Consider the following 24,086-nt stretch of genomic DNA (forward strand, 5'->3'; position numbering starts at 1 on the left):
GAATACACATGTCTCAGATCCACGCCTACCTCACCTTCGACGGCAACGCGGCAGAGGCCATGCGCTTTTACGAGAAGACCCTCGGCGGCGCCATGCAGATGATGATGACCGTCGGCGAAGCGCCCGACACCGAGCAGTTCCCGCCCGAAGCGAAGAAGCGCATCATGCATGCCTCGCTCGCCTACGGTGGCGGCATGCTGATGGCCTCCGACTCCATGCCCGGCCAGCCGTACGAAGGCATGAAGGGCTTCGGCGTCGCGCTGACCCTCGAGACCGTGGCCGAGGCCCGGCGCATCTTCGACGCCTTCGCCGAAGGCGGCCATGTCGGAATGCCCTTCGAGAAGACCTTCTGGGTCGAAGGCTTCGGCATGGTCACCGACCGCTTCGGCACTCCGTGGCTCATCAACGGCGGCAAGCCGCTGGTCTGAGCCGACCTTCATCGTTCCAAAGGAATTTCGCTTCCCATGACCAACCAACTCGACAGCCGCAAGCGCTGGCTCGCATTGATGGTGCTGTGCCTCGGCGTCCTGATGATCGTGCTCGACACCACCATCGTGAACGTGGCGCTGCCCTCGATCCGTACCGACCTTGGCTTCACCGAAACCTCGCTGGTCTGGGTGGTGAACGCCTACATGCTGACCTTCGGCGGCTTCCTGCTGCTCGGAGGCCGGCTCGGCGACCTGTACGGCCATCGCCGCGTGTTCCTCGCGGGCCTGGTGCTGTTCACGCTGGCATCGCTGGCCTGCGGGGTCTCGACCTCGCAGGGCCTGCTGGTGGCAGCGCGCGCGGTGCAGGGCCTGGGCGGCGCGGTGGTCTCCGCCGTGTCGCTCTCGCTCATCATGAACCTCTTCACCGAACCGGCCGACCGCGCCAAGGCGATGGGCGTGTACGGCTTCGTGTGCGCCGGCGGCGGCAGCATCGGCGTATTGCTGGGCGGCCTGCTCACGAGCACGCTGAGCTGGCACTGGATCTTCCTGGTGAACCTGCCGATCGGCATCGCGGTGTATGCGCTGTGCGTGGCGCTGCTGCCCAGCGCGCGCGGACATGCGCACGGAGAGAAGCTCGACGTGGCCGGCGCCATCACCGTCACGCTGTCGCTGATGCTCGCCGTGTACGGCGTGGTCAACGGTAACGAGGCCGGCTGGGGCTCCACGCAGACGCTCGGCCTGCTCGGCGCTGCCGTGGTGCTGATCGCGATCTTCATCGCCATCGAGTCGCGCGTGCAGCATCCGCTGATGCCGCTGGGCCTCTTCAAGCTGCGCAGCGTGTCGGTCGCCAACGTGGTCGGCGTGCTGTGGGCCGCGGCCATGTTCGCGTGGTTCTTCATCTCGGCACTCTACATGCAGCTGGTGCTGAACTACACGCCGATGCAGATCGGGCTGGCCTTCCTGCCCGCCAACATCATCATGGCGGTGTTCTCGCTGGGCCTGTCCGCGAAGATCGTGATGCGCTTCGGCATCCGCAAGCCGCTGGCGGCCGGGCTCTGGCTCGCGGCCATCGGGCTCGCGCTGTTCGCGCGCGCGCCGGTCAACGGCAGCTTCGTGGTCGACGTGCTGCCCGGGATGATGCTGCTCGGCCTGGGCGCGGGCATGGCCTTCAACCCGGTGCTGCTCGCCGCGATGAGCGAGGTGAGCCCCTCCGACTCGGGCCTGGCCTCGGGCGTGGTCAACACCTCTTTCATGATGGGCGGAGCGCTGGGCCTGGCCGTGCTGGCCAGCGCGGCGGCCGCGCGCAGTGCGTCGATGGAAGCGGCCGGCGCGCAGATGCCGCTGGCGCTCACCGGCGGCTACAACCTCGCGTTTCTCGTCGGTGCCGTGTTCGCGGCCGCGGCGGGTCTGCTCGGTGCCTTGCTGCTTCGCTCCGCCATGCCGGGGCAGATGCAGAACAACGAGGAAGCAGCGGCACCCCACGGAACGGCGGCATCGCAATGAGCGACACCACGCCATGCAACCACCGGTCTTCTTTCTTCAACGGTTCCACAGACTATTCAGGAGAACAACCATGGCTCGTTATGTAGACGGCTTCATCGTCGCCATTCCCACCGCCAACGTCGAGGCCTACCGCAAGCTGGCGCGCAAGGCCGGCAAGGTCTGGATGGAATACGGCGCGATCGAATACGTGGAGTGCATCGCCGACGACGTGAAGCCCGGCAAGCTCACGTCCTTTCCCCAAAGCGTGAAGCTGAAGTCCGACGAGACCGTGGCCTTCTCGTGGATCGTCTACAAGTCGCGCAAGCACCGCGACACGGTCAACGCGAAGGTGATGGCCGACCCGCGCATCACCGCGATGGACCCGAAGACCATGCCCTTCGATGCGAAGCGGATGATCTTCGGCGGGTTCAAATCCATCGTAGAGTTCTGACCTCTTTCGGGAACACCGCGGAACCGGCTTTGCCGGGCCGCAGGTGTTGCCCCCTGCAAGGGGGTTGGCGAAGCGACACGAAGTGCGCGAAGCCTGGGGGTTAGCCAATGAACCCGTCGTAGACGAGCTTGAGGCCCGTGAGGAACATCCCGAGATAGACGAAGCGATAGAACCACGTCGCATCGATGCGCCTGGCGATGCGGATGCCGATCCACACGCCCAGCGGCGCAAGCGGCATCAGCACCAGCGAGGTGGCCAGGGTGCGGAAGTCGAGCAGGCCGAGCCACGCGTAGGGAATCCACTTGCTGAGATTCACCACGAAGAAGAAGTAGGCCATCGTCGCAGTGAAGATCACCGGCGACAGCCGCAGCGGAATGACGTAGGCATTGATGGGCGGCCCGCCCGCGTGCGCGATGAAGCTGGTGAAGCCCGACACCGTCGTCAGCACCGCGCCGATGCCGCGCGAGGGCAGCGGATCATCGGGCTTGGGCGGAAACAGCAGCCGCTGCGCGAGGAAGAGCAGCGTGAACACGCCGACGATGCCCGCCACCGTGTGCGCCGAGAGCATGCGGAACAGCAGCGTGCCGATCACCGTGCCCAGCAGCCCGAACGGAATCAGGAACTTCAGCAGCGAGCGATCGAAGTCGCGCCGGAACGCCGCGAGGCCAAGCACGTCCATCAGCAACAGAAGCGGCATCAGGATGGCGGCCGCCTGCGGCACGGTGACGGCCAGCGCCATCATCGGCACGGCGAGCGAGCCGAAGCCCGCGCCGAAGCCGCTCTTGCTGATGCCGAGCAGCAGCACGGCGGGAATGGCGACCGCGTAGAAATGCGGGTCGGTGATCAGGGGAAAAGCCATGGGAAGGAAGAGCGCAGAAAAAAGCCTGCCGTGGAGGCAGGCTCGGCGAGCGTAGCAGGATGGGGCGTTCCCTGCTGGCGAGCTTCCCGTGGCCGCCTCGTCAGCGCTCGAGAGCGCCGCCGGCGAGCCAGCGGGCACCGCGCCGGTACAGCTCCTCCACTGCCGGCCCCTTGAGCATCGGCATGTCGAGCTTCACCGTGTAGCCGATGCGCTGCTGGATGTAGGTCAGGTGGCGATAGCCTTCGGGCAGGCCGGCCAGCACGTCCGCGTCCAGCTTCACCGTGGCGGCCGGGTCCACCGGGTCGATGCGGTCCTTTTCGTAGATCGGCTGGCGGTGCAGCAGCTTCCATTCGCCTTCGTGCTTTTCCACGAAGTCGTAGAAGCGGCCGGTGCACACCACGTCGCACAGCACGCCCTCGACCATGCCGCGCTGCGAAATGGTCATCTTGGTCTGCGCGATGGCGCGCTCGCCGGCCGCCTCGATGGCCGAGCCGCCGAGGAAGTGCAGGATGCTCACGCCCTTGGCCCAGCCTTCCTTCGTGACACGGATGAACTCGGTGTACGGCCCCTGGAACCAGGTGGCCATCATCACGCCCTCGGGATGCCACACGGTGGCGAAGCGCTCCCAGTCGCCGGCATCGCGCCACACAGCCCAGCGCTCGATCATCCGGCGGATCAGCAGTTCCTGCTGCAGGGTTTCGTTCATTTGCGTTGTTTCCTTGGTTGGTCTTGCTGGATCAGGCGGGCTGCGACAGCGGGTTCAGCACGAAATCGAAATCGAGGCGCCAGCGGCCGTTGTCCTGCTTCTTCCACGGCGCGACCAGCGACTGGCGCACCGCGAACACGGCGTCCGAATCCAGGTACTCGTCGCCTTCACGGAACACATGCGTGATGAGCCGCTCGTAGCCCGGCGCCTCGATCTTGAAATGCAGGTGCGCGGGCCGCCACGGATGGCGCTTCGTCGCGCGCAGCAGGTCGCCCACCGGCCCGTCGACCGGGATCGGGTACGCCACCGCCACCACGCTGCGGAAGTGCAGCGAGCCGTCAGGCCCGGTGCGCAGCGTGCCCCGGTTCTCCGCATGGTCGAGCCCTGCGTGCTGCACGTCGTAGTGCCCGCCCGCGTCGGCCTGCCACACGTCGACGACGGCATTGGCCACCGGTTCGCCGTCTAGCCCGCGCACCGTGGCGTACACGTCGCAGGGCTCGCCCTCGGCGCCGTTGGCCACGTCGTCGCCGTGCTCGTACTCTGGCGCGCCATCGAAGTAGAAGGGGCCGAACACGGTGGCCTCGGTGCAGCCGGCCGGCTTGTCGTTGTTCATCGCGATGGTGAGCATCGAGAGCCCCAGCACGTCCGACAGCAGGATGAACTCCTGCCGCTTGTCGTCGCACTTCTGGCCGGTGGCCGTGAGGTACTGGATGCCCTGGAACCACTCGTCCTCGGTGAGCTTCACTTCGCGCGCGAACGCATGCAGGTGCTGCACCAGGCTGGTCAGGATCTCGCGCAGGCGCGGATCGGGCGTGTCGGCGAAGCGCGCGAGCACGGCCTGCGTGATGTTGTCCTGGTTGAGGTTGCGCATCGTGGCTGTCTCCGTGGTGTTGTCTCCGGGGTCTCCGGGAATAGGGCGCACTGTAGGCCGCGCGCGGTTGGCACGAAAGCATCGGGGCGCAAATCATTTTTCCGCCCAGCGGAACGGTCGGGCGCGGCCTGCGCCAAAATCATCCGGCCCTGAAAAACAATCCCGGAGACGCCGCCCCATGGACCGCTGGACCGAAATCGCCCTGCTCGTGCAGATCGCCGATGCCGGCAGCCTGAGCCGCGCCGCCGAGGCGCTGGGCCTTTCCAACGCCGCCGCGAGCCGCCACCTGAGCGCGCTGGAAGAACGGCTGGGCGCGCGGCTGGTCGAGCGCAACACGCGCCGCCTGTACCTCACCGACACCGGCCGCGAGTTCTGCGGCCGGGCCCGCACCATCCTGGCCGACCTGTCGGACGCCGAATCGGCGGTGAACGCCACCGCGTTCAATCCCACGGGCACGCTGCGCATCACGGCCTCGCTGTCGTTCTCGATCCACCACATCGCGCCGCTGCTGCGCGAGTACACCCAGCGCTACCCGGGCGTGACGGTGCACGTGGAGACGGCCAACCGCTACTTCGACCTGATCGACAACAACATCGACGTGGCGATCCGCACGCGCGAGTACGAGCCCGACTCGAACGTGACGATCCGCCGCCTCGGCGAAACGCGGCGCATCCTGGCGGCCTCGCCGCGCTACTTCGCGCAGCACGGCTTCCCGAAGACGCTGGACGAGCTGAAGCAGCACAAGCTGCTGATCTACACCCACGCCAACAACCCGAACGAGCTGCGCTTCAGGCGGGGGAAGGAAACGCACACGGTGTCGGTCACGGGCCTGCTCGAGTCGAACGACGGGCAGGTGCTGCGCGCCGCCGCGCTCGACGGCATGGGCATCCTGGTGCAGCCGACCTACATCGTCTACGACGACATCGTGGCCGGCCGGCTGGTGCCCACGCTGGACGACTGGGACCTGCCGCACCTGACCATCAACCTGGCCTACCCGAGCCGAAAGCACCTGTCGGCCAAGGTGCGCAGCTTCATCGACTTCATGGCGGCGCATTTCCGCAAGATGGACTACGAGCGCAAGTGGACGGCCCACTTCGGCCCCCACTGACCCGGCCCCGGGGCCTTTTCGCCAAAACATGTGCGTAAACGCACATTCCGCATTTCCGCAGCCCCGCACACTGGAACCGCAACCGTCGCATTCCGCGGCGGACCCACCGTTTTCCAGCAAGGATCTGCCATGAACACCCAGGCCACCGCCGCCAACACCCCGCGTGCGCCGATCGCGTCGCCGCTGTCCGCCCTCTCCCCCGCCACGCTGGACGACTCCGGCAAGCTGCTGATCCGAGTGACGATCGGCTTCCTGGTGCTGCTGCACGGCATCTTCAAGCTGTCGGCCGGCGTGGGCTTCATCGCCGGCATGCTGGCCAAGTCCGGGCTGCCGGGCGGGATCGCCTACCTGGTGTACGTGGGCGAGATCGTCGCCCCGCTGCTGATGATCGCCGGCATCTACACCCGCGCCGCCGCGGGCGTGGTCGTCATCAACATGCTGGTGGCCTTCGGCCTGGTGCACATGGCCGACCTGTTCGCGATGACGAAACAAGGCGGCTGGGCGCTGGAACTGCAGGGCCTGTACCTGTTCGGCGCGCTGACCGTGGTGCTGCTGGGCGCCGGCCGCTTCTCCATCGGCGGCACCAAGGGCCGTTGGAACTGATCGACCCGGGGCTCAGCCGGCGTCGCCGCGCACCTGCGAGACCATAGCCTCCAGGCGGGCCACGTCGGCGACCAGAAGAGCCTTGTCGTCCTTGCGCAGCACGCCGCTGCGCGCCAGCACGTTGAGCTCGCGGGTCACCTGCTCTCGGTTGGTGCTGATCTGGCTGGCCAGCGCCGCATGCTTTGGCGCCGGGTCCAGCCGGGCCTGGTTGCCCTCGACGCCGGCGGCGCGGGCCAGACGCAGCAGCTCGGCATGCAGCCGGTTCTGCACGCCCAGGGTGCTCAGGTCGATCACCCGCTCGGAGAGCTGCCGCACCAGCGTCGCCAGCCGCAGCATCACCCGGCCGGCCACCAGCGGCTCGTCGCGCAGCAGGGCCATGAAGGCGGCGCGGTCGAGGCTGGCCACCACGCTGGGCTCGAGGGTGACGACATCGGCGGAACGCGGGCCGCCGTCGATGGCGGCGATGTCGCCGAAGTGCTCGCCGGCCTCGGAATCGCGGAAGGTCACCTGCCGGCCGTTGGCCGAATAGGTCGTCACCCGCACCCGGCCCGAGACCAGCAGGAACACCTCGCCCTGCTGCTCGGCGCGCAGCAGCAGGGGCTTGCCGGCTTCCACGCTGTGCCAGAGGCATTGCTGGGCCAGCAGGTCGAGGCGCTGGTCTGAAAGGCCTTCGAGCAGCGCGATCTGGCGCAGTGCGAGGCTGGAGCGGAGGGTAGGTTCGGGTTTGGCCATGCCGGAGGTCGGTGGTCAACGGGAATAGGCGCGCGGATTATGCTCGGGTGCCGCTTCGAACCCGTTCATGGCCAGACGTTCCCCTCAAGCCGCCTCCGCCGCTACTGCCGCCCCCTTTTCGCTGAGACCGCCGACCCGGCGCAATCTCCGCTGGGCGAGCGGCCTGGTGCTGATGGCCTACGTCACGGCGCACCTGCTCAACCACTCTCTCGGCATCTATTCCTTTGCCGCGGCCGAAACAGTGCTGCGCGGCGTGCAGGCGTTCTGGCACAGCCTCGCCGGCACGGTGCTGCTGTACGGCGCCGCCGCCACGCACCTGGCCCTGGCCGCGGTGGCCCTGTGGGAGCGGCGCACCCTGCGCATGCCGCCGCTGGAGGGCCTGCGCGTGGCGCTGGGCTTCGTGCTGCCGCTGCTGCTGATCAAGCACCTCGCCGCCATGCGCGGCGCCTACCTGGCCTACGGCATCGAGGGCTCCTACGTGCGCGTGGTCTGGGGGCTGTGGGAATGGCAGGGCGCGGCCGCGCAACTGCTGATGATGCTGGCGGCCTGGACCCATGGCTGCCTGGGCCTGCACTTCGCGCTGCGGGCGCAGCCGGCGTGGCGGCGCTTCTCCCACCTGCTGCTGGCCGTCGCGGTGGTGCTGCCGCTGGCGGCGGCAATGGGCTTCGTCTCGATGGGGCGGGAGTTCCAGTGGAGCGGCGTGCCGCCCGTCGTGCTGCCGACGCCCGAGCAGGCCCAGGCGCTCGGCACGGCGGAAGACGCCATCAAGTGGCTCTACGGGCTGTCGCTGGCCGCGCTGCTGGCGGCGCGCTGGGGCCGCAACAGCTTCGCGCGCTGGTCGCGGCAGCCGATGGTCGCGCTGAGCTACCCCGAGCGCACCGTGCAGGTACCGCGCGGCTGGAGCGTGCTGGAGGCGAGCCGCTCGCACGGCATCGACCATGTGTCGATCTGCGGCGGCCGGGCGCGCTGCTCCACCTGCCGCGTGCGCGTGGCCGGCCCCGCCGAACACATCGGCGAGGCGGGCCGCGACGAGCGGCGCACGCTCGAACGGGTGCGCGCGCCGGCCGACGTGCGGCTGGCCTGCCAGCTGCGCCCGCGCGGCGACATCGAAGTCACGCCGCTGTTCGCGCCGCTGCCCAACGAGGGCCGGCCCGCGCCGGTCGGCCGATTCGGGCACGAGCGCGACGTGGCGATCCTGTTCGTCGACCTGCGGCGCTGGTCGGGCCTGTCGGAGCGGCAGTGGCCCTTCGACCTGGCCTACGTGCTCGACCGCTACTTCGCCACCGTGGGCGCGGCCGTGCGCGAGAGCGGCGGCGTGCCCAACCAGTTCATCGGCGACAGCGTGATGGCGATCTTCGGCCTCGAGTGCGACCTGCCCACCGCCTGCAGGCAGGCGCTGCGCGCGACCGAGCTGATCGGCCAGCGCATGGACGCATGGAGCGAAGGCTTCGAGGCGCAGTTCGGCCAGCGGCTGGAGTTCGGCATGGGCCTGCACGCGGGCCGCGCGGCGGTGGGCGAAGTGGGCTATCTGGAAACCACCACATTCACCGCCATCGGCGAAGTGGTCAACACTGCGAGCCGGCTGCAGGACCATTCGAAGACCGCGTCGTCGCGCCTCGTCGTGTCGCTGTTCGCAGCCGAGCAGGCCGGCGTGGCGCAGGCCATGGGCACGGCCGAGATGCTCGTCGTGCGTGGCCGCTCCGAGCCTCTCGCGGTGCTCTACGCATCGCGCGACACCGTCCCGCTGTAATTGCCGAAAGCGGTGCGCAAACGCACATCGCGAACCACGATGCGGTTTCACACTGCATCCCGTGGCAACGACGAATGTCCGCCGCCCACACCAGTCAGCAAAGGGACTCGCATCATGAACACCAAGCAACGCATCGCCGCTCTCTCCGCCATCGCATTCGCCATGCTGGGCGCAGCGGGCGCGGTACACGCCGAAACCTATGAAGGCGTGCATCCGATCACCTCCGCCGCCAGCCGCGCCGACGTGCGGGCCGAAGCGGTGGCAGCCGCTCGCGCCGACAACCCCTACGCCGACGGCGCAGACGCCGGCCCCGCCGCGGTGATCGCCTCGTCGACCACCCGCGCCACGGTCCGCGCCGAAGCCGTTGCCGCCGCGCATGCCGACAACCCCTACGCAGAAGGCGCTTCGTCGGGCGTGGCCCCGATGGTGGCCAGCACGGTCGACCGCGCCACTGTGCGTGCGGCGGCCCGCGCAGCCGCACGTGGCGACGCGCTGCCGCTGTAATCGGCACCCGCCATCCGCCTCGCTTCGGCGAGCGCGCGCACCGAAGCCGGCCCTTGCGAAAGCGGGGCCGGTTTTTTCTTGTGCGTGTACATCGACGGCGGCTTGCCCTATTGCCTGATACCCGATTGCCCGAAGCGGTGCGCAAACGCACAGCGCCCATCGCGCTGCGGTTCGACACTGCATGCCGTGGCAACGACGAATGACCGCCGCCCACGCAGTGAACCAAAGGGACTCCCGCAATGAACACCAAGCAACGCATCGCCTCTTCCGCTCTCGCCGCAGCCTTCGCCCTGTTGGGCGCCGTCGCCGCGCATGCCGAAGCCTATGACGGCGTGCATGCCATCACCTCGTCGGCCAGCCGCGCCGACGTGAACGCCGAAGCCGTGGCTGCCACGCGCGAAGGCAACACGTATTCGGACACCGCCGCCGAAGGCGCCGTGGCCTTCAAGTCCACGCTCGATCGCAACGCCGTTCGCGAGCAAGCCGTGGCCGCCGCGAACAATCCGCTGCAAAGCCTGGACCGCCGCGCCTTCTATCGCGACGAAGTGCCTGCCGCCTACAAGAAGCCCAGCGTCTCGTTCACGCAGCAGGCCGGCCTGCCGAGCACGGCACGCCCCTGACGCCCGAGCTCAGGGCCGCACGCCTTCCCAGGCGTTCTGCAGCAATGCGCGGATCGCCGCGCGCTCCAGCGGGCGCGGGTTGGGGTACTGGTTCTTGAGCGCGTGCTCGCAGGCCAGGTCCAGGTCGGATTCCTTCATGCCGATGTCGCGCAAGGCGACCGGCGCACCGTTGTCGCGCGCCAGGTCGTACACCGCCTGCGCGGCGCTGCCGCTTCCCTCCAGTGCCTTCACGATGCGCTCCATGGCCCGCGGCGCCGCCGCGGCGTTGTAGGCGAGCGCGTGCGGCAGCACGATGGTGTGGGTCTCGGCATGCGGCAGGTTGAAGCTGCCACCCAGGGTGTGGCACAGCTTGTGGTGCAGCGCCATGCCGACGTTGCCCAGCACCGTGCCGCACAGCCATGCGCCGTAGAGCGCGTCGCTGCGCGCATCCGGGTCCTTGGGTGTGGCGCGGATGGCCGGCAGCGCACGGCCGAGAGCGGCGATGCCCTCCTGTGCCATCAGGTCCATGATCGGGTTCGAGTCGACCGCGTAGAGCCCCTCGGCCGCATGCGCGATGGCGTTGATGCCGCTGGTCACGCTCATGCCCACGGGCAGGCCCAGCGAAAGCTCGGGGTCGTAGATCACGGTGCGCGGAAGCACCTTGAAGTCCTTGCCCGTCTTCTTCATGCCGGCTTCGGTGATGCCGTAGATCGGCGTCATCTCGGAGCCCGCGTAGGTGGTCGGAATGGCGAGGATCGGCAGGCCCGAATCCAGTGCGATGGCCTTGCCCAGCCCCGTGGTGGAGCCGCCGCCGATGGCCACGGCGCAGTCGGCGCCCAGGCGAGCTGCCACTTCCCTCGCCTCGCGCGCGGTCTCGATGGGCACGTGCATCACGGCCCGGTCGAACACGCCGGCCGCGTGCGCGCCCAGCATGTCGGCCACGCGCTCTGCCTGCGGGCGCTGCTCGGGCGTGGACAGCACCAGTGCCCGGCGCGCGCCGAGCGCATCGATCTCGCGTGCCAGGTGCTGCAGCGAACCGGCGCCGAAAACCACCCGCTGGGGCACGCTGTTGTAGACGAACGATGGTGTGGTCATGGCTTTCCTGTCTCTCGAATGTTCATGCAGCGTCTGTATGGCTGATACGGCCCTTGATGAAAACGCCGGTCATCGCCAGCACCGCGGGCACGATCAGCACCGTCAGCACCTGCTCGAAGTTCCAGCCAAGGCCCAGCAGCGCCGCTCCGAGCCAGGCGCCCAGCACCGCGCCGAAGCGCCCGATGCCGAGCATCCACGATACGCCCGTCGCCCGCACATGGGTCGGGTAGTAGCGCGCCGCCAGCGAGGGCATGGCCGACTGCGCGCCGTTGATGCACATGCCCGCGAACAGCACCAGCAGCACGAGCGCCAGCCCGCTGCCCATGCTGTGGCCCACCGCCACGGCGAGCACACCGGCCAGCAGGTAGCAGATGCCGATCACCTTGTGCGGGTTGCCGCGGTCCATGGCCCAGCCAACGCCCACCGCGCTCAGCACGCCGCCGAACTGGAACAGCGCTCCCACCACGGCCGACTGCGTCATCGATGCGCCGCTCTCGCGCATCAGCGTCGGCAGCCAGCTCGTGAGCAGGTAGATGATGATGAGCCCCATGAAATTGGTGCCCCACAGCAGCAGCGTGCCCGGGCCCAGGCCGCCGGCGAACATGCGTGCAAGCACCGGGCCGCGCGGCCCCTTGTCTCGGGCCTGCTGGCCCGGAATGGTGAACTGCGCGACGCCCGCCAGCGATTCGCGAGCGACCGGCTGCAGCACCTTGCGGATGCGCTCGACGGGCTGCCCCCGAACCACCATGAAGCGCGCCGACTCCGGCAGCCAGAACAGCAGCACGGGCAACAGCAGCACCGGCACGATGCCGCCGATCAGCAGCAGGCTGTGCCATCCCCAGTGCGGAATGATCGCGGCCGAGAGAAAGCCGCCGCCCGCCATGCCCAGGTTGAAGCCGCAGAACATCGTCGTCACCAGCAGCGACTTGACCTTCTCGGGCGTGTACTCCGACAGCAGCGTGGTCGCGTTCGGCATGCCCGCCCCCAGCCCGATCCCGGTCAGGAAGCGCAGCACCACGAGCTGGTCGATGCCGGTCGCGAAGGCCGACCACAGCGAGAAACCTCCGAACACCGCCACCGACAGGCACAGCACCGCCTTGCGCCCGAAGCGGTCGGCCAGCGGCCCCGAGCCCAGCGCGCCGAAGATCATGCCGGCCAGCGCGGCGCTCATCACCGGGCCCAGCGAGGCACTGGGCACGCCCCAGTCGCGTACGAGCGCCGGTGCGATGAAGCCCATGGCGGCGGTGTCGAGGCCGTCGAGCAGCACGATCAGGAAGCACATCGCCACGATGCCCCACTGGTAGGGCGACAGCGGGCGGGTGTTGATGAGCCACTGCACGTCGACGGTGCGGCGCGTGGCGATTGAACCTGTGTCGGTCATGGGTTTCTTTTGTCTCCATCGCTGGTTTGCGATGGGCGCGAGTGTCCCGCCGGCCCGGGACCGGTTCAACGACAGGAACGGAAAGGAGTTTTCCGCTCAGCCTGCGGGGCCTGCCTTGCGCCCGACCGCAGAGGCATGGGCGATCAGCACGAGAAAACCGCCCACCATCGCCACGTTCTTCAGGAAGTTGTTGAGCTGCCCGTTGAACTGCGCCGCGTCGGCCGCCCAGAAGGCGTGCGCGACGAAGCCCGTGGCCAGCGTGAACAGGGCCAGCGCGCCGGCCACCCATTGCACGCGCCAGCCGGCGATCAGCAGCAGCCCGCCGCCGACTTCGAGCGCGATGGTCAGCGGCAGCACCACGTCGGCCAGCGGAATGCCGAGCTTGCCGAAGTAGCCGAGCGTTGCGCCGTAGGTCAGGAGCTTGCGCACGCCCGCCACCAGGAAGATCGCCGCCATCAGCACTCGCGCGGCCAGGACCAGGCCGCGCCCGGTGTCGTCGTTGGTTGTGGTTGTCGTCGTCATTCGTTTTCTCCGGAAGATGTTGCCGGGCGCGCGGCGGCGCCCGTGAATTTCAGTCGCCCCATGCACAGCACCATGGCGCACGACAGCAGCGCCGGCACGGCCGCCGCGATGAAGAGCGCGCTGTTCGTCCAGTGCAGCCCGATGAGCCAGCCCGCCAGCACCGGCCCCACGATGGAGCCCGCGCGGCCGATGCCCAGGCTCCAGCCCATGCCGGTGGCGCGCACCGTCGTCGGGTAGACGCCCGAGGCCAGCGCGATGAGCGCGGGCTGCGCACCGACCACGCAGAAGCCGCTGACCGAGACCACCGCGAGCAGCAGCATCAACGGCAACGCCGGCTGGCCGATGACGGCAATGGCAATCGCCGCCACGCCGAAGACCGGCACCAGCACGCGGTAGAAGCCCACGCGGTCGATCAGCGGCCCCATCGCCACCGTGCCGACCACGCCGCCCACCTGCAGCAGCGTGCCCACCAGCACCGCCGTGCCCGCGCTGTAGCCCGCTCCGGCCGCGATGGTGGGCAGCCAGTTCGCCAGGAAAAACAGGTTGAGCAGGTTCATGAAGTTGATGCCCCACAGCAGCAGCGTGGCCGGTGCGCGCCCCGCGCGGAACAGCTCGACCACCGGTGCGCCGTCCTGCTTCGCCTCGTGCACCACGTAGCGGGTTCCGGGGCCGGCGCGCACGCCGGGCGCGATGCGGCCCAGCCACTGCTGCACCCGGTCGAGCTTGCGGCCCCGCAGCACCAGGAACTGCATCGACTCGGGCATGTAGCGCCACATGAGCGCCGCGATCAGCAACGGCACCACGCCGCCGAAGACGAACACCGCCCGCCAGCCGCCCCAGGGGATGAGCACCGCCGAGATCAGCCCGCCCAGCACCGCGCCGCCCGTGAAGCCGCACGATACCCACATCATCAGCGTGACGCGGCGGCGCTGGGGGCTGTACTCGCTGGCCAGCGCGCTGGCGTTGGCCATGATGCCGCCCAGCCCGATGCCGGTGATGAAGCGCATCGCCAGCAACTGGTCGAGCGTGCGGACGAAGACGGTGGCCAGCATGCACAGGGCGAAGAACACCGTGGCGCCGAGCAGCACTGGGCGGCGCCCGATGCGGTCGGCGCAGACGCTCAGCGCCAGCGAGCCGACCAGCATGCCGAGCAGGCCCGCGCCGAACACGGGGCCCAGCGCGGCCTTCTCTATGCCCCAGGCCTGCACGATGGCGGGAGCGACGAAGCCCATGGCCTGCACGTCGAAGCCGTCCATGACGACTGCGCAGCCCACCAGCAGCAAGATCCATTTCTGGAAGGTACCGACGGGGTGGCTGTCGATCAGCGCGGGGATGTCGATGGCGGTGGCAGCGGCTGCGCCACCGGTGTCCGGGGAGTTCGGCAGGAGCTTCACGCGACGGCCTCGTCGTCGAGGCAGTTGGCGGCCGTCCACCCGTACAGCCATTCGAGCGCGTCGTAGAAGCGTTCCTGCGGGCGGCCCTTCCACATGCTGTTGCGTACCAGCCGCTCCACTCCCTTGGCGTGGTAGATGCGGCCCATCTCGCGCGCCGACAGCACCACCCGCGCGGTGCGCGCCACGCGGGAGCGCTCGTACAGCGCGAGCGCGCGCGGCCAGTCGCCCTCCTCGCGGCGCAGGGCGAGGCCCAGCGTCACCGCGTCCTCGCAGGCCATGCAGGCGCCCTGCGCCAGGTACTGCACCATCGGGTGCGCGGCGTCGCCCAGCAGCGTGGCGCGGCCGAAGGTCCATTGCTCGATGGGGTTGCGGTCGGCCGTGGAGTAGCGCTTCCAGGCCTTGGGAATGCGCAGCAGCTGCTGCACCTGCTCGCAGGTCGGGCGGAAATAGCGCTGCACCTCGGCCGGATCGCCGTCCATCGAGCCCCACTCCTCGGGCTGGTCGCTGTGGAAGGTGACGGCGATGTTGAACTTGTCGCCGCCCTTCAGCGGGTAGTGCACCAGGTGGCAGTTGGGCCCGACCCAGATGCACGGCGCGGTGAAGCGCAGCGCCTCGGGGAAATCGGCCGTGTCGATCACCGCGCGGAACACCACGTGGCCCGATACGCGAATGCTGTCGTCCACGTACTGCTGGCGCACCGCCGAGCGCACGCCGTCGCAGCCGATCACGGCCTGGCCTTCGTGGCGGTTGCCCTGCGCGTCGATGAGCGTCACGCCGCCCTCGTCCTGCTCGATCTGCACGACCTTGGTCGAGGTGAGGAACTCGATGCCCTCGGTCGTGGCCTTCACGCCCTCGAGCAACGCGCCGTGGATGTCGGCACGGTGGATCACCGCATAGGGGTTGCCGAAGCGATTGCGAAACCCGTCCGACAGAGAGATGGAGGCCACCCGCTTCGCGTCGAGTGCGTCGAACATCACCATCTCCTCGGTGTAGACCGCCTTGGCGCGCAGGTTCTCCCCCACGCCCAGCGCATCGCAGGCCGCGAAGGCGTTCGGGCTGAGCTGGATGCCCGCGCCGATCTCGCCGATGTGGGCCGCCTGCTCGATCACTTTCACGTGGTAGCCCTCGCGCACCAGCGCCAGCGCCGCCGCGAGGCCGCCGATGCCGCCGATGCCGCCGCCGGCCACGAGCACGGGGCGCGTGTCTTTGTGCCGCGTGCCCATGTCACTTCAACCCGAAGAGCTTGACCGCGTTCTCGCGGCCGATCTTGCGGCGGTCGTTCTCGCTGATCTCGCACCTGTCGAACCAGCGCGCCGCGTCCTCGTGCTTCTCGAACGGGTAGTCGACCGAGTACATGATGCGGTCCGCCCCCACCTCGAGCATGGTCGACAGCAGCGTGGGCGTGCGGAAGTTGCCACTGGTCGTGATGTGCACGTTGCTGCGCAGGTAGTCGCCGATCTCCCTGTCGCAGGGCATGCCGCGACGGCCCTTGCGCAGGATGTGGTCCACGCGCCAGATGTTGAACGGAATGCCTTCGCCGAAGTGGCCGAGGATCATCTGCAGCTCGGGGTGGCGGTCGAAGAGGCCGCTGGACAGCAGGCGCAGCGCATGGATGCCCGTTTCCACCGCAAAGGCCCAGGTCGGGCCGGTGAGCCAGTGCGCACCTTCGTAGATCGGCTCGCGGTTCAGGAGCGGGTCGCGCGGGTGCATGTAGAAGGGCTTCTTCAACGCAGCCGCGGTCGACCAGAAATCGGCGAAGCGCGGATCGTCGTAGTAGACGACGGTGTTCTCGTCGCCCACCTGCGAGAAGCCGTTGACGAGGAAACCGTGGAAGCCGAGCTGCGTCACGCAACGCTCCAGTTCGCGCGCGGCCGCCTCGGGGTCCTGCATCGGCAACGCGGCGAATCCGCCGAAGCGCGTGGGATGGCGCCTGATTTGCTCGGCCAGCACGTCGTTCGCGCGCCGCGCGACCTCGACGGCGCGCTTCGCGTCGGGAATGCCCTGCACAGCCGGCGAGTTGAGCGAGAGGATGGACAGCTCGGTGCCCCACTCGTCCATCTGCTCGATGCGCTGCTGCTCGAAGTCGAGCAGGTTGTTCTTCAGGCCCTGCCACATCTCGGGGCGGGCGTACACCTGCGAATCGGCAATCGTCAGGTCGATCGCGAAATGCTCTTCGAGCGCAATCTTGTTCTTCATGGGGAAATCACTCCGGTTTGATATTGAGCTTGTCCAGCACGGCCTGCCAGGTCTTGCGGTCCTCGGCGATGTAGCTCGCCAGTTGTTCGGGGGTGCCGGGGCGCGGGTAGGTCCCGAGCTCGCGCGACTTGGCGACCACGTCGGGCAAGAGAAGCGCCTCGTTCATGTCCCTGTTGAGCTTCGCGAGCACTGTCGGATCGACGCCCTTCTTCGCGATCACGGCGAACCAGCCGTGCGCCACCGCACCCGGCACCGTCCTGCTCGCGAGCGGGAACTGCTCCAGCCCCGCTTCGACGCGGTCGCCCATGCTGGCCAGCACGCGCATGCGGCCGCCCTGCACGTTGCCGGCGACCACGTTGTAGGTCTCGACCATCATCTGCGTCTGGCCGCCCAGCGTGGCCTGCATGGCTTGCGCGCCGCCGGGGTAGTGCACCTCGAGGAACTGCGCTCCTGATTGAAGCCCCAGCAATGCCGACGCCAGGTGCGGCGCCGTGCCCCGTCCGTTGTCGGCCACCTCGATGCCCTGCGGCTTGGCGCGCGCGGCGGCGATGAAGTCTGCGAGCGTCTTGTAGGGCGAGTTGGCCGGCACCGCGAGCATGAAGGGCGCGACGGCCGCGAGCGTGACCGGCACGAAGTCGCGGTTGAAGTCGTAGGTCACGCCCTTGATGGTGCTGGGCGCCACCGAGATCGCGGAGCCCTGCACGAAGCCGAAGGTGTAGCCGTCGGTCGGCGCCGCGAGGATCGCGTTCATGCCGATCACGCCGCTGCCGCCGGGCTTGTTGTCGACGATGACGCCTTGCCCCCACTTCTCGCCGAGCTTGGCGCCTACGTGGCGGATCAGCACGTCGGGCGCGGAGCCCGCCGGAAACGGCACGACGAAGCGCACCGCCTGCTGCGGCCACCTGGCCGCCGTGCCCTGCGCTTGCGCCAGCGTCGCCGCACAGGGAAGAAAGGACGCAAGAGCCCATGCAAGGGCAGCTCTCCGGGAAGGTTTCAGGTTCATCCTCGTCTCCTTTTTTACTTGATTATTCAAGCAATTGCGGCGGACTATATACTTGATTGTTCAAGCATGTCTAGATGAAAACCCTCCCCCAAGACCACGATCTCGAGAAGGCGATCCCCTTCCTCCTGGCGCGCGCCGGCGCACGCATGGGCAATGCCTTCGCGAAGGCGTTGAAACCCTATGGACTGAGCCTCAGCGAATGGCGCGTCTGCGCGTCGCTGCAGCACACGCCGCAGCAGACGCTGTCGGAGCTGGCCGCGCACGCATCCACCGATCTCTCGGCGCTGTCGCGCATCGTCGACCGGCTGGCTTCACATGAACTGGTGGCGCGCGAGAAATGCGACACCGACAAGCGCGCGGTGCGCATCGCGCTCACCGAGCGCGGGCTCGCCCTGACGCTGGAGCTGATTCCGCTCGCGCAGCACTACGAGGCCGTTGCGACCTCGGATTTCAGCGCAGCGGAGGTGAAGACGCTGCGCGCGATGCTGCTGCGCCTGTACGCGAACGCGACGCCGCTGGCCTGACCTAGGTCGGCGAGACCCGTACCGTCGAAGCCTGGCGGCTTTCGACGATCGCGAAGCGCACAGGCAGGAAGCGCTCGATGACCGCGCAGTTGGTGCGCGTGTGCTCGGTCACCTCGCTGCAGGTGAAGGCGCATTCCTTCTTGCCCTGCCACGCCGCGAGCGCCAGCAGCAGCGCCAGCTGGTCGGCGAGATGCGGCCCGACGGCCGCCTCGCTCTTCTGGAACGCGCGCAGCTCCTTCACCAGCCCATGCGCCACCTGCTCGGCGCTCAGCGACTTCTCGCCGAAGACCGTGAACACTTCGGTGACGTGCTCGTAGGCCAGCGTCGCCAGCAGCGCGTTGCCCGGGCCTTCGTTCTGACGCACCGAGCCGAAGCGCAGCTGCTCGCCGGACCAGCCCATCGCGCCGCCCAGCGTGTCGAGCTCGCGCGTCGGCACATGGCGCGGCAGGCCCGGCGCCAGGCACTCGGCGTAGCTCGACTGGTGCGCTCCGCGAGTCATCAGGTCGAAGCCCTGCAGCGCGCCGGCTGCCGGCTCGATGACCGCCTCGACCTCGCCACCGCCGGCCGGATAGAAGCCGCAGCGACGCAGCGTCAGCTGCAGGTCCGCACCCAGGCGGCGCACCAGCGGGGCGAAGGCGCGCTCCAGGAAGTGGAAAGGCGGTGCCATCGGGTTGTGCGTGCCGCCGCTCAGGTGCACGCGGCTCTGCGCACCGGCCAGCAGCAGAGGCGGCAGCACGGTCTGCAGCACCAGCATGCAGCTGCCCGCGCCGGAAATCGCGAAGCGATATTCGCCAGCACGCACCGGGCCGGGCACGAAACGCAGAGACTGCGACCCGAGCTCGGCACCATCGACTTCCGCGCCGCTGATGGCAGCGGCCGCGTTCACGCACGCGAGGTGCTGGCGCATCAGGCCCGGCTTGGCTCGACCCGCGCGGATCTTCTCGATGGCCATGGGCTGGCCCGTGACCATCGACAGCGCGAGGCTGGTGCGCAGGATCTGGCCGCCGCCCTCGCCTTGGGAGCCGTCGAGTTCAACCATGAGCGGCCTCCTCGTCATTCTTCTGCTTCTCGAAGCGCAGCACGGTCTCGTGCAGGAAGGCATCGAGGCCTGCCTGCTCGGACTGCGGCAGCGGCGTCACCGGCTCCGCGGCGTTGGCCGCCAGCTCCGATTCGATGAATGCATGGATGCCGTTCCAGCGCGGGCTGGTCGCAGCCTCGCCAGCGCGCATCTTCACTTCGAGCAGAGCGTTGATCTCGTCGATCAGCGCGGCGTCGCGCACCGGGTCGAGCGTGCGCTGCGCCAGGTCGGCGAAACGCATCGGCGGCACGCCCGGATGCGAACGGATCCAGCGTGCAGCCAGCAGCGGGCGCAGCACGTAGAGGTACTTCTTGTAGCGCACCTCGTCGGCCTGCAGGTGCTCGCGGAAGTTCTTCTTCGCCATCGAGCTGTAGTGATGCCAGCCGCGCGCGTTGGAGAACACCGCCTCCGACAGCTCTCGAAAGCGCGGCATCGCGGTCGCGTCGTCGCGGTAAACGACCGGCGAGCGCAGCCATTCGAGCAGCGTCGGGTTCGATTCGCGCATCAGGCCCAGCGCCTTGCGCAGATCCCATCCGTTGATGTCGAGGTCGCCGCTGATCGGCACCTCGATCACGTCGCGGTGCGGCGCAACCGTGAGGTACCACGGCAGGCGGTTGACGTAGATGAAGCGCACGTCGTAGTCGCTGTCGGGCGAGGCGAAGCCCCAGCCTCGGCTGCCGGATTCGCAGGCGAAGAGCACGGTCACGTCGTGCTTCGCTTCGATGTCGCGCAGGGCCTCCATGATCTGCGCGCGCATGGCGGGCTCGATCGGGTGGGCGGAGCGCAGGAATTCTTCTTCGATACTCATCTCTCTTCTTCTTTCTCTTCTTTGTTCTCATCGAGCCGGGGTGACGCTCACCTTGCCGGCACTGTCGAGCTCGTACACGTCCAGGTCGTTGGCCAGGAACGCATTGCCGCGGTAGTGCGCCTGCGTCTCTGCCATCAGCGCCGTCATGCCTTCCTCGTTCTGGTGGCGCGCGCTGAAATGCGTAAGGATCAGGCTCGGCACTTCGACGGATTGCGCGAACTCGGCCAGCAAGCGCGCGGAGCTGTGCATCGGACCTGGCCCCACCTTGTCGAGCGCGTCCTGCGTGAAGGTGGCTTCGTGCACCAGCAGCCGCACGTCCTTGCAGGCATCGCGCAGCAGCGCGGGCTCGGCGTTGTCACCGCCGACAACCACGATGGCCGTGTCGACCTGCGTCTCCGCGAAGTCGGCACTGCGCAGCACCTCGCCATTGAAGGGCACGTCTTCACCGCTCTGCAACGCACGCCACGCAGGGCCGGGCGGAAGGCCGACTGCACGCAGCGCATCTGCCTTCAGCCGCACGCGACGCGTCTCGACCTGCACACGGTAGGCGTGGCTGGGCACACGATGCAGCAGCGCATGGCGCTCGATGCGCACGCCGGGTGTTTCATACACCAGCGGCTGCTCTTCGAGATCCACATGCTCGACTTCGTAAGGCAGATGCAGGTCGGTCAACGCACGCGTGGCCTCGAACCACTGCCATACCGGCAGCGGCGCGATCAGCTTCAGCGGCTTCGTCCGCTTGCCCATGCCCGCGCTCGCGAGCAGGCCCGGCAGGCCGTAGCAGTGGTCGCCGTGCACGTGCGTGATGCAGACGGCGGCCAGGTCGTTCAGCGACAGCGGCGTCTGCAGCACACGGTGCTGCGTGCCTTCGCCGCAGTCGATCAGGAACCAGTCTGCGCCGAGCACCGTCTGCACGGCAAGGCCGGAGACGTTGCGGTGGCGCGTGGGGGTGCCGGAGGAGGTACCCAGGAAAGTCAGTTTCATCATCGTCAAGGCCATCGCTCCCTGTTCATCAGCGCGCTCCTCGCCGCATCTGCAGCAACGCGCTCCCAGGCAAAGTATCGGCGACCGCCCTCGGGACGAGCCGCCATCAGTTCGTGAAGCTTCGCGAGGTTCGATTCGCCACCCCAACGCGCCATCGTCTGGATCGCCACGACACGCAGGCTCCACCACTTGCCTTGAAGCGCAGTATCGACTTCGGCAACAGCCTGCGTGGTCGGTTTCGCATCACCCAGCGCACGAAGACGATCCGTCTGCTCTCGCAGGAGGTTCGCGCCCGGAACCGCGTTCCGCAGGCACTCGCGACGCGCGCGGCGGCATGCCAGGCATCGCACGGCGCGGCTATCGATATGGCCGTGCACAACCTCGTGCCACCACTTCTGCTGCTTGGCCGTCCATACTTCCTCGGATCCGCAATCACGGCAGCTGAAGGGGCGATCTACATAGAAGTCCGGCAGCATGCCGTAGCTGTTGTTGTATTGCTCGAGGACGAACCGATCCGCAGGCTCGTGGCCGAGCGCAAACGCGAAATCAGGCCGAGGCAGGCGGACATCCTTCTCACGCAGACGTTCAGCCGATGCGGCAGCGCGTTCGAGGCGACGCGCCTTGATTTCGGCGCGGCGTTGCTTGTTGCTCTTCATGGCGCTCATCCTCGCTTTCTCTTGTCTTGCTCGATGGCGTGCAACATCCGTCGTGCGCGCCCACCTGTCCAACGATCCTTGTGGGTCGAGATCTCGCGGACGCGAGTGGTGAACTCGTCGTCCGCCCACCGACCAGCAAGCCGGCAATCGTGACAAAACCGCCCTGTAGAAGGCCTGCGTGCCAACGACGTCAGCAGACTCTTCAGTACACCGCTGCGTTCCTGCTTGGATAGATCGCTCTGCTTCAGCAGGTGGCACAGTCGATCGCGCAGATAGCCGGACCGGAAGAATCGCGGCCCCAGGTCGACGTAGAGAATGGCCGATTCGCGCCATGCTCCCTTGCCTTGAAGAATCCCTTTCCGCGCCTCATCGCTCCACAACTCGAACACAGGGCTCTCATAGCTGCGAAGGCGTTCGGCTGCAACCTTCCAGGCAGACCACGCCGATTCGGAACGTCCGCGTTGCGTGAAGGCCTCTTGCAAGGCCAGCTCCCGGCGCCTCAGTTCAGCTTCAGTTTGTCGAATGCACCTTTGGTCGATTCTCATCTTGGCCCTCCTGTGCCGGCCTCGATGGACGGTCGGCTATCCCTTCACGCAAACAACCTGCTTCAGCGTGTAAACCACCTCCACCAGGTCCTTCTGCGCATCCATCACCGCGTCGATGTCCTTGTAGGCCATCGGGATCTCGTCGATCACGTCGGCGTCCTTTCGGCATTCCACGCCTTCCGTCGCGGCGATCTGGTCGGCCACGGTGTAGAGCTTCTTCGCCTTGGTACGGCTCATCTTTCGACCGGCGCCGTGGCTGCAGCTCATGAAGCTCTCGGGGTTGCCCTTTCCGCGCACGATGTAGCTCTTGGCGCCCATGCTTCCCGGGATGATCCCCAGCTCGCCGGCCTTCGCGCTCACCGCGCCCTTGCGGGTCACGAGCACGTCTTCGCCGAAGTGCGTCTCGCGGCTCACGTAGTTGTGGTGGCAGTTCACCGCTTCCACGTGCGCCTCGAAGGGCTTGGTGATGACCTTTCGCGCGGCCGCGACCACGCGCTGCATCATCACTTCGCGGTTCGCACGCGCGAACTTCTGGGCCCAGCCCACCGCGCGCACGTAGTCGCCGAAGTACTTGGCGCCCTCTTCGAAGTACGCCAGGTCCTGGTCGGGCAGGTTGCGCTGGTGCAGCTCGGCATCCTTCTTCGCGAGTTCGATGAAGTGCGTGCCGATGGCGTTGCCCACGCCGCGCGAACCCGAGTGCAGCATGAACCACACGGAACCTGCCTCGTCCAGGCACACCTCGATGAAGTGGTTGCCAGTACCCAGCGTTCCCAGGTGCTTGTGGTTGTTGGTGTTCTTCAGGCGCGGATAGTCTTCGCAGATCGCGTCGAACTCGTCCACCAGTCCTGCCCAGGCCACGTCGGTTTCGTTGGGAGGCGTCTCCCACGAGCCCTTGTCGCGGCCCATGCGCTTGGGGTTGGATCCGTGCGGCACGGCCTTCTCGATCGCGGAGCGCAGCGGCGCCAGGTTGTCGGGCAGGTCGTTGGCGTGCAGCGTGGTCTTGCACGCCATCATTCCGCAACCGATATCCACGCCGACCGCGGCCGGGATGATGGCCTTGAAGGTCGGGATCACCGAGCCCACCGTCGCGCCGATGCCGTAGTGCACGTCGGGCATGGCCGCGATGTGCTTGAAGACGATGGGCAGGCGCGCCGCGTTCTCGAGCTGCTTCTGCGCCTCGTCTTCCACGGGCACGCCGCGGGTCCACATCTTCACGGGCACGCCGTTTTCGACTGCGTGCAGGTTGTAGTTCATTTGATTCTCTTCTTTCATCATCGTCTCGTTCGTCAAATTCGTTCAGGCCATCGACCGCTTGTGCAGCGCGATGGAAAGGCTTTCGTAGTCCCGCAGCGGGAAATCGTGCTCGACCCACATTTCGCGGTATCGCTTCGGCCCCACTTCCACATGGATGCGCTGCAGCACCGCATGGATGTTGCGCACCAACTCGGCTCGCCGGATCTCGCCTCGCGCGATCACTTCGTGGTCGTCCACCGCAACGATGCCCCAGCTTGCCCAATCACGGTACTGGCGCAGCTCGTACTGCAAAGTATCCCCGGCGCCGGCGACCACGAGAATCGCTTCGCCGGGCTCGTCCATGAACACCGCCTCCGAATGCGCCGAGCCTTTCTGCAAGGCCAGGCCCATGCGCGCGAGATCGCCCAGCGAGTCGTGCAGATAGGACACCGCGCACTCCAGCCGCTGCGGCTCGGCGCGAAAGCTCATTTCGGCCCAGCCTGCGTCGTGCAGGTCGTATGCGATCAGATCCTTTGCCTGCGATTCTTCTTCGATCATTTTTCTTTCCCTTTGC

At 67.8% G+C, this 24,086-nt stretch carries 27 protein-coding genes; 9 read left to right on the top strand and 18 right to left on the bottom strand.

Going from position 1 to position 24,086, the window contains the following annotated elements; genetic code table 11:
• The first annotated feature begins 8 nt into the window (after positions 1-8).
• The 3 genes from ABL840_RS33230 to ABL840_RS33240 all read left to right on the top strand — a co-directional run bounded on the left by ABL840_RS33230 (position 9) and on the right by ABL840_RS33240 (position 2,361).
• The gene (locus ABL840_RS33230) at positions 9-428 is read left to right on the top strand and encodes a VOC family protein (protein ID WP_093304271.1); all 420 of its coding nucleotides are present in this window, start codon (positions 9-11) and stop codon (positions 426-428) included.
• 36 nt (positions 429-464) lie between these two features.
• Positions 465-1,931, top strand: a complete 1,467-nt coding sequence (locus tag ABL840_RS33235) for a DHA2 family efflux MFS transporter permease subunit (protein ID WP_093304273.1) — start codon at positions 465-467, stop codon at positions 1,929-1,931.
• A 70-nt stretch (positions 1,932-2,001) separates the two neighbouring features.
• Complete coding sequence (locus ABL840_RS33240; RefSeq protein ID WP_093206647.1) at positions 2,002-2,361, top strand: DUF1428 domain-containing protein; 360 nt, start codon at positions 2,002-2,004, stop codon at positions 2,359-2,361.
• Between the two features lie 100 nt (positions 2,362-2,461).
• Here the strand turns inward: ABL840_RS33240 and ABL840_RS33245 are convergent, their stop codons facing one another.
• The 3 genes from ABL840_RS33245 to ABL840_RS33255 form a co-directional block, all read right to left on the bottom strand.
• Positions 2,462-3,220 carry a sulfite exporter TauE/SafE family protein gene (locus tag ABL840_RS33245; protein ID WP_093304275.1) on the bottom strand — a complete coding sequence of 253 codons (759 nt, stop codon included), beginning with the start codon at positions 3,218-3,220 and terminating at the stop codon, positions 2,462-2,464.
• A gap of 100 nt (positions 3,221-3,320) precedes the next feature.
• Positions 3,321-3,926, bottom strand: a complete 606-nt coding sequence (locus tag ABL840_RS33250; protein WP_093304278.1) for a nuclear transport factor 2 family protein — start codon at positions 3,924-3,926, stop codon at positions 3,321-3,323.
• Between the two features lie 31 nt (positions 3,927-3,957).
• The gene (locus ABL840_RS33255) at positions 3,958-4,797 is read right to left on the bottom strand and encodes an intradiol ring-cleavage dioxygenase (protein ID WP_093304281.1); all 840 of its coding nucleotides are present in this window, start codon (positions 4,795-4,797) and stop codon (positions 3,958-3,960) included.
• A 178-nt stretch (positions 4,798-4,975) separates the two neighbouring features.
• Here ABL840_RS33255 and ABL840_RS33260 point away from each other — a divergent pair, with 178 nt between their 5' ends.
• Both ABL840_RS33260 and ABL840_RS33265 read left to right on the top strand, forming a co-directional pair.
• Entirely contained in the window at positions 4,976-5,905 is a 930-nt protein-coding gene (locus ABL840_RS33260; protein WP_093206643.1) for a LysR family transcriptional regulator, read from the top strand.
• A 129-nt stretch (positions 5,906-6,034) separates the two neighbouring features.
• The gene (locus tag ABL840_RS33265) at positions 6,035-6,508 is read left to right on the top strand and encodes a DoxX family protein (protein WP_093206642.1); all 474 of its coding nucleotides are present in this window, start codon (positions 6,035-6,037) and stop codon (positions 6,506-6,508) included.
• 12 nt (positions 6,509-6,520) lie between these two features.
• Here ABL840_RS33265 and ABL840_RS33270 read toward each other — a convergent pair whose 3' ends face one another.
• The gene (locus ABL840_RS33270) at positions 6,521-7,240 is read right to left on the bottom strand and encodes a Crp/Fnr family transcriptional regulator (RefSeq protein ID WP_093206641.1); all 720 of its coding nucleotides are present in this window, start codon (positions 7,238-7,240) and stop codon (positions 6,521-6,523) included.
• 67 nt (positions 7,241-7,307) lie between these two features.
• On the opposite strand from ABL840_RS33270, the gene ABL840_RS33275 reads away from it, so the two are divergent.
• From ABL840_RS33275 to ABL840_RS33285, 3 genes are all read left to right on the top strand, one after another.
• A complete protein-coding gene (locus ABL840_RS33275) occupies positions 7,308-8,990 on the top strand; it encodes an adenylate/guanylate cyclase domain-containing protein (protein WP_093304283.1) in 1,683 nt (560 codons plus the stop codon).
• 114 nt (positions 8,991-9,104) lie between these two features.
• Positions 9,105-9,494, top strand: a complete 390-nt coding sequence (locus ABL840_RS33280) for a helicase SNF2 (RefSeq protein ID WP_093304284.1) — start codon at positions 9,105-9,107, stop codon at positions 9,492-9,494.
• 239 nt (positions 9,495-9,733) lie between these two features.
• Positions 9,734-10,114, top strand: a complete 381-nt coding sequence (locus tag ABL840_RS33285; RefSeq protein WP_093304287.1) for an alpha/beta hydrolase — start codon at positions 9,734-9,736, stop codon at positions 10,112-10,114.
• A 9-nt stretch (positions 10,115-10,123) separates the two neighbouring features.
• Here the strand turns inward: ABL840_RS33285 and ABL840_RS33290 are convergent, their stop codons facing one another.
• The 7 genes from ABL840_RS33290 to ABL840_RS33320 form a co-directional block, all read right to left on the bottom strand.
• Positions 10,124-11,188 (bottom strand): maleylacetate reductase, encoded by a 1,065-nt coding sequence (locus ABL840_RS33290; protein ID WP_093304290.1) that lies wholly within the window; start codon positions 11,186-11,188, stop codon positions 10,124-10,126.
• A 22-nt stretch (positions 11,189-11,210) separates the two neighbouring features.
• Positions 11,211-12,569 carry an MFS transporter gene (locus ABL840_RS33295; RefSeq protein WP_093304292.1) on the bottom strand — a complete coding sequence of 453 codons (1,359 nt, stop codon included), beginning with the start codon at positions 12,567-12,569 and terminating at the stop codon, positions 11,211-11,213.
• 96 nt (positions 12,570-12,665) lie between these two features.
• A complete protein-coding gene (locus ABL840_RS33300; RefSeq protein WP_093304293.1) occupies positions 12,666-13,091 on the bottom strand; it encodes a DoxX family protein in 426 nt (141 codons plus the stop codon).
• Positions 13,088-14,485 (bottom strand): MFS transporter, encoded by a 1,398-nt coding sequence (locus tag ABL840_RS33305; protein WP_256230020.1) that lies wholly within the window; start codon positions 14,483-14,485, stop codon positions 13,088-13,090. The genes ABL840_RS33300 and ABL840_RS33305 overlap by 4 nt, the downstream gene beginning before the upstream one ends.
• Complete coding sequence (locus tag ABL840_RS33310) at positions 14,482-15,708, bottom strand: 3-hydroxybenzoate 6-monooxygenase (RefSeq protein WP_093304297.1); 1,227 nt, start codon at positions 15,706-15,708, stop codon at positions 14,482-14,484. The genes ABL840_RS33305 and ABL840_RS33310 overlap by 4 nt, the downstream gene beginning before the upstream one ends.
• A gap of 1 nt (position 15,709) precedes the next feature.
• Positions 15,710-16,681: an amidohydrolase family protein gene (locus ABL840_RS33315; RefSeq protein ID WP_093304299.1), complete on the bottom strand. Its 972-nt coding sequence runs from the start codon at positions 16,679-16,681 to the stop codon at positions 15,710-15,712.
• Between the two features lie 7 nt (positions 16,682-16,688).
• The gene (locus ABL840_RS33320) at positions 16,689-17,684 is read right to left on the bottom strand and encodes a Bug family tripartite tricarboxylate transporter substrate binding protein (RefSeq protein WP_093304301.1); all 996 of its coding nucleotides are present in this window, start codon (positions 17,682-17,684) and stop codon (positions 16,689-16,691) included.
• A 74-nt stretch (positions 17,685-17,758) separates the two neighbouring features.
• On the opposite strand from ABL840_RS33320, the gene ABL840_RS33325 reads away from it, so the two are divergent.
• Entirely contained in the window at positions 17,759-18,208 is a 450-nt protein-coding gene (locus ABL840_RS33325) for a MarR family winged helix-turn-helix transcriptional regulator (RefSeq protein WP_093206630.1), read from the top strand.
• A 1-nt stretch (position 18,209) separates the two neighbouring features.
• Here the strand turns inward: ABL840_RS33325 and rtcA are convergent, their stop codons facing one another.
• From rtcA to ABL840_RS33360, 7 genes are read right to left on the bottom strand one after another with little or no spacing between them, the layout of a single operon-like run.
• Positions 18,210-19,247, bottom strand: coding sequence for an RNA 3'-terminal phosphate cyclase (gene rtcA, locus ABL840_RS33330; RefSeq protein WP_093304305.1), 1,038 nt, complete (start codon positions 19,245-19,247; stop codon positions 18,210-18,212).
• The gene (locus ABL840_RS33335) at positions 19,240-20,094 is read right to left on the bottom strand and encodes a nucleotidyltransferase domain-containing protein (RefSeq protein ID WP_176947537.1); all 855 of its coding nucleotides are present in this window, start codon (positions 20,092-20,094) and stop codon (positions 19,240-19,242) included. Before ABL840_RS33335 ends, rtcA begins: the two co-directional genes overlap by 8 nt.
• 27 nt (positions 20,095-20,121) lie before the next feature.
• Positions 20,122-21,081, bottom strand: coding sequence for a ribonuclease Z (locus ABL840_RS33340; protein WP_418116094.1), 960 nt, complete (start codon positions 21,079-21,081; stop codon positions 20,122-20,124).
• Positions 21,082-21,083: 2 nt separating this feature from the next.
• A complete protein-coding gene (locus ABL840_RS33345; protein WP_093304735.1) occupies positions 21,084-21,734 on the bottom strand; it encodes a zinc-ribbon domain containing protein in 651 nt (216 codons plus the stop codon).
• A 5-nt stretch (positions 21,735-21,739) separates the two neighbouring features.
• Complete coding sequence (locus tag ABL840_RS33350; protein WP_093304310.1) at positions 21,740-22,279, bottom strand: hypothetical protein; 540 nt, start codon at positions 22,277-22,279, stop codon at positions 21,740-21,742.
• A 36-nt stretch (positions 22,280-22,315) separates the two neighbouring features.
• Positions 22,316-23,551, bottom strand: a complete 1,236-nt coding sequence (locus tag ABL840_RS33355; protein ID WP_093304737.1) for an RtcB family protein — start codon at positions 23,549-23,551, stop codon at positions 22,316-22,318.
• A 24-nt stretch (positions 23,552-23,575) separates the two neighbouring features.
• Positions 23,576-24,070, bottom strand: coding sequence for a hypothetical protein (locus tag ABL840_RS33360; RefSeq protein WP_093304313.1), 495 nt, complete (start codon positions 24,068-24,070; stop codon positions 23,576-23,578).
• Between the last annotated feature and the right edge of the window lie 16 nt (positions 24,071-24,086).

The sequence above is a fragment of the Variovorax sp. NFACC27 genome (assembly GCF_048301545.1).
Lineage (GTDB): Bacteria > Pseudomonadota > Gammaproteobacteria > Burkholderiales > Burkholderiaceae_C > Variovorax > Variovorax gossypii.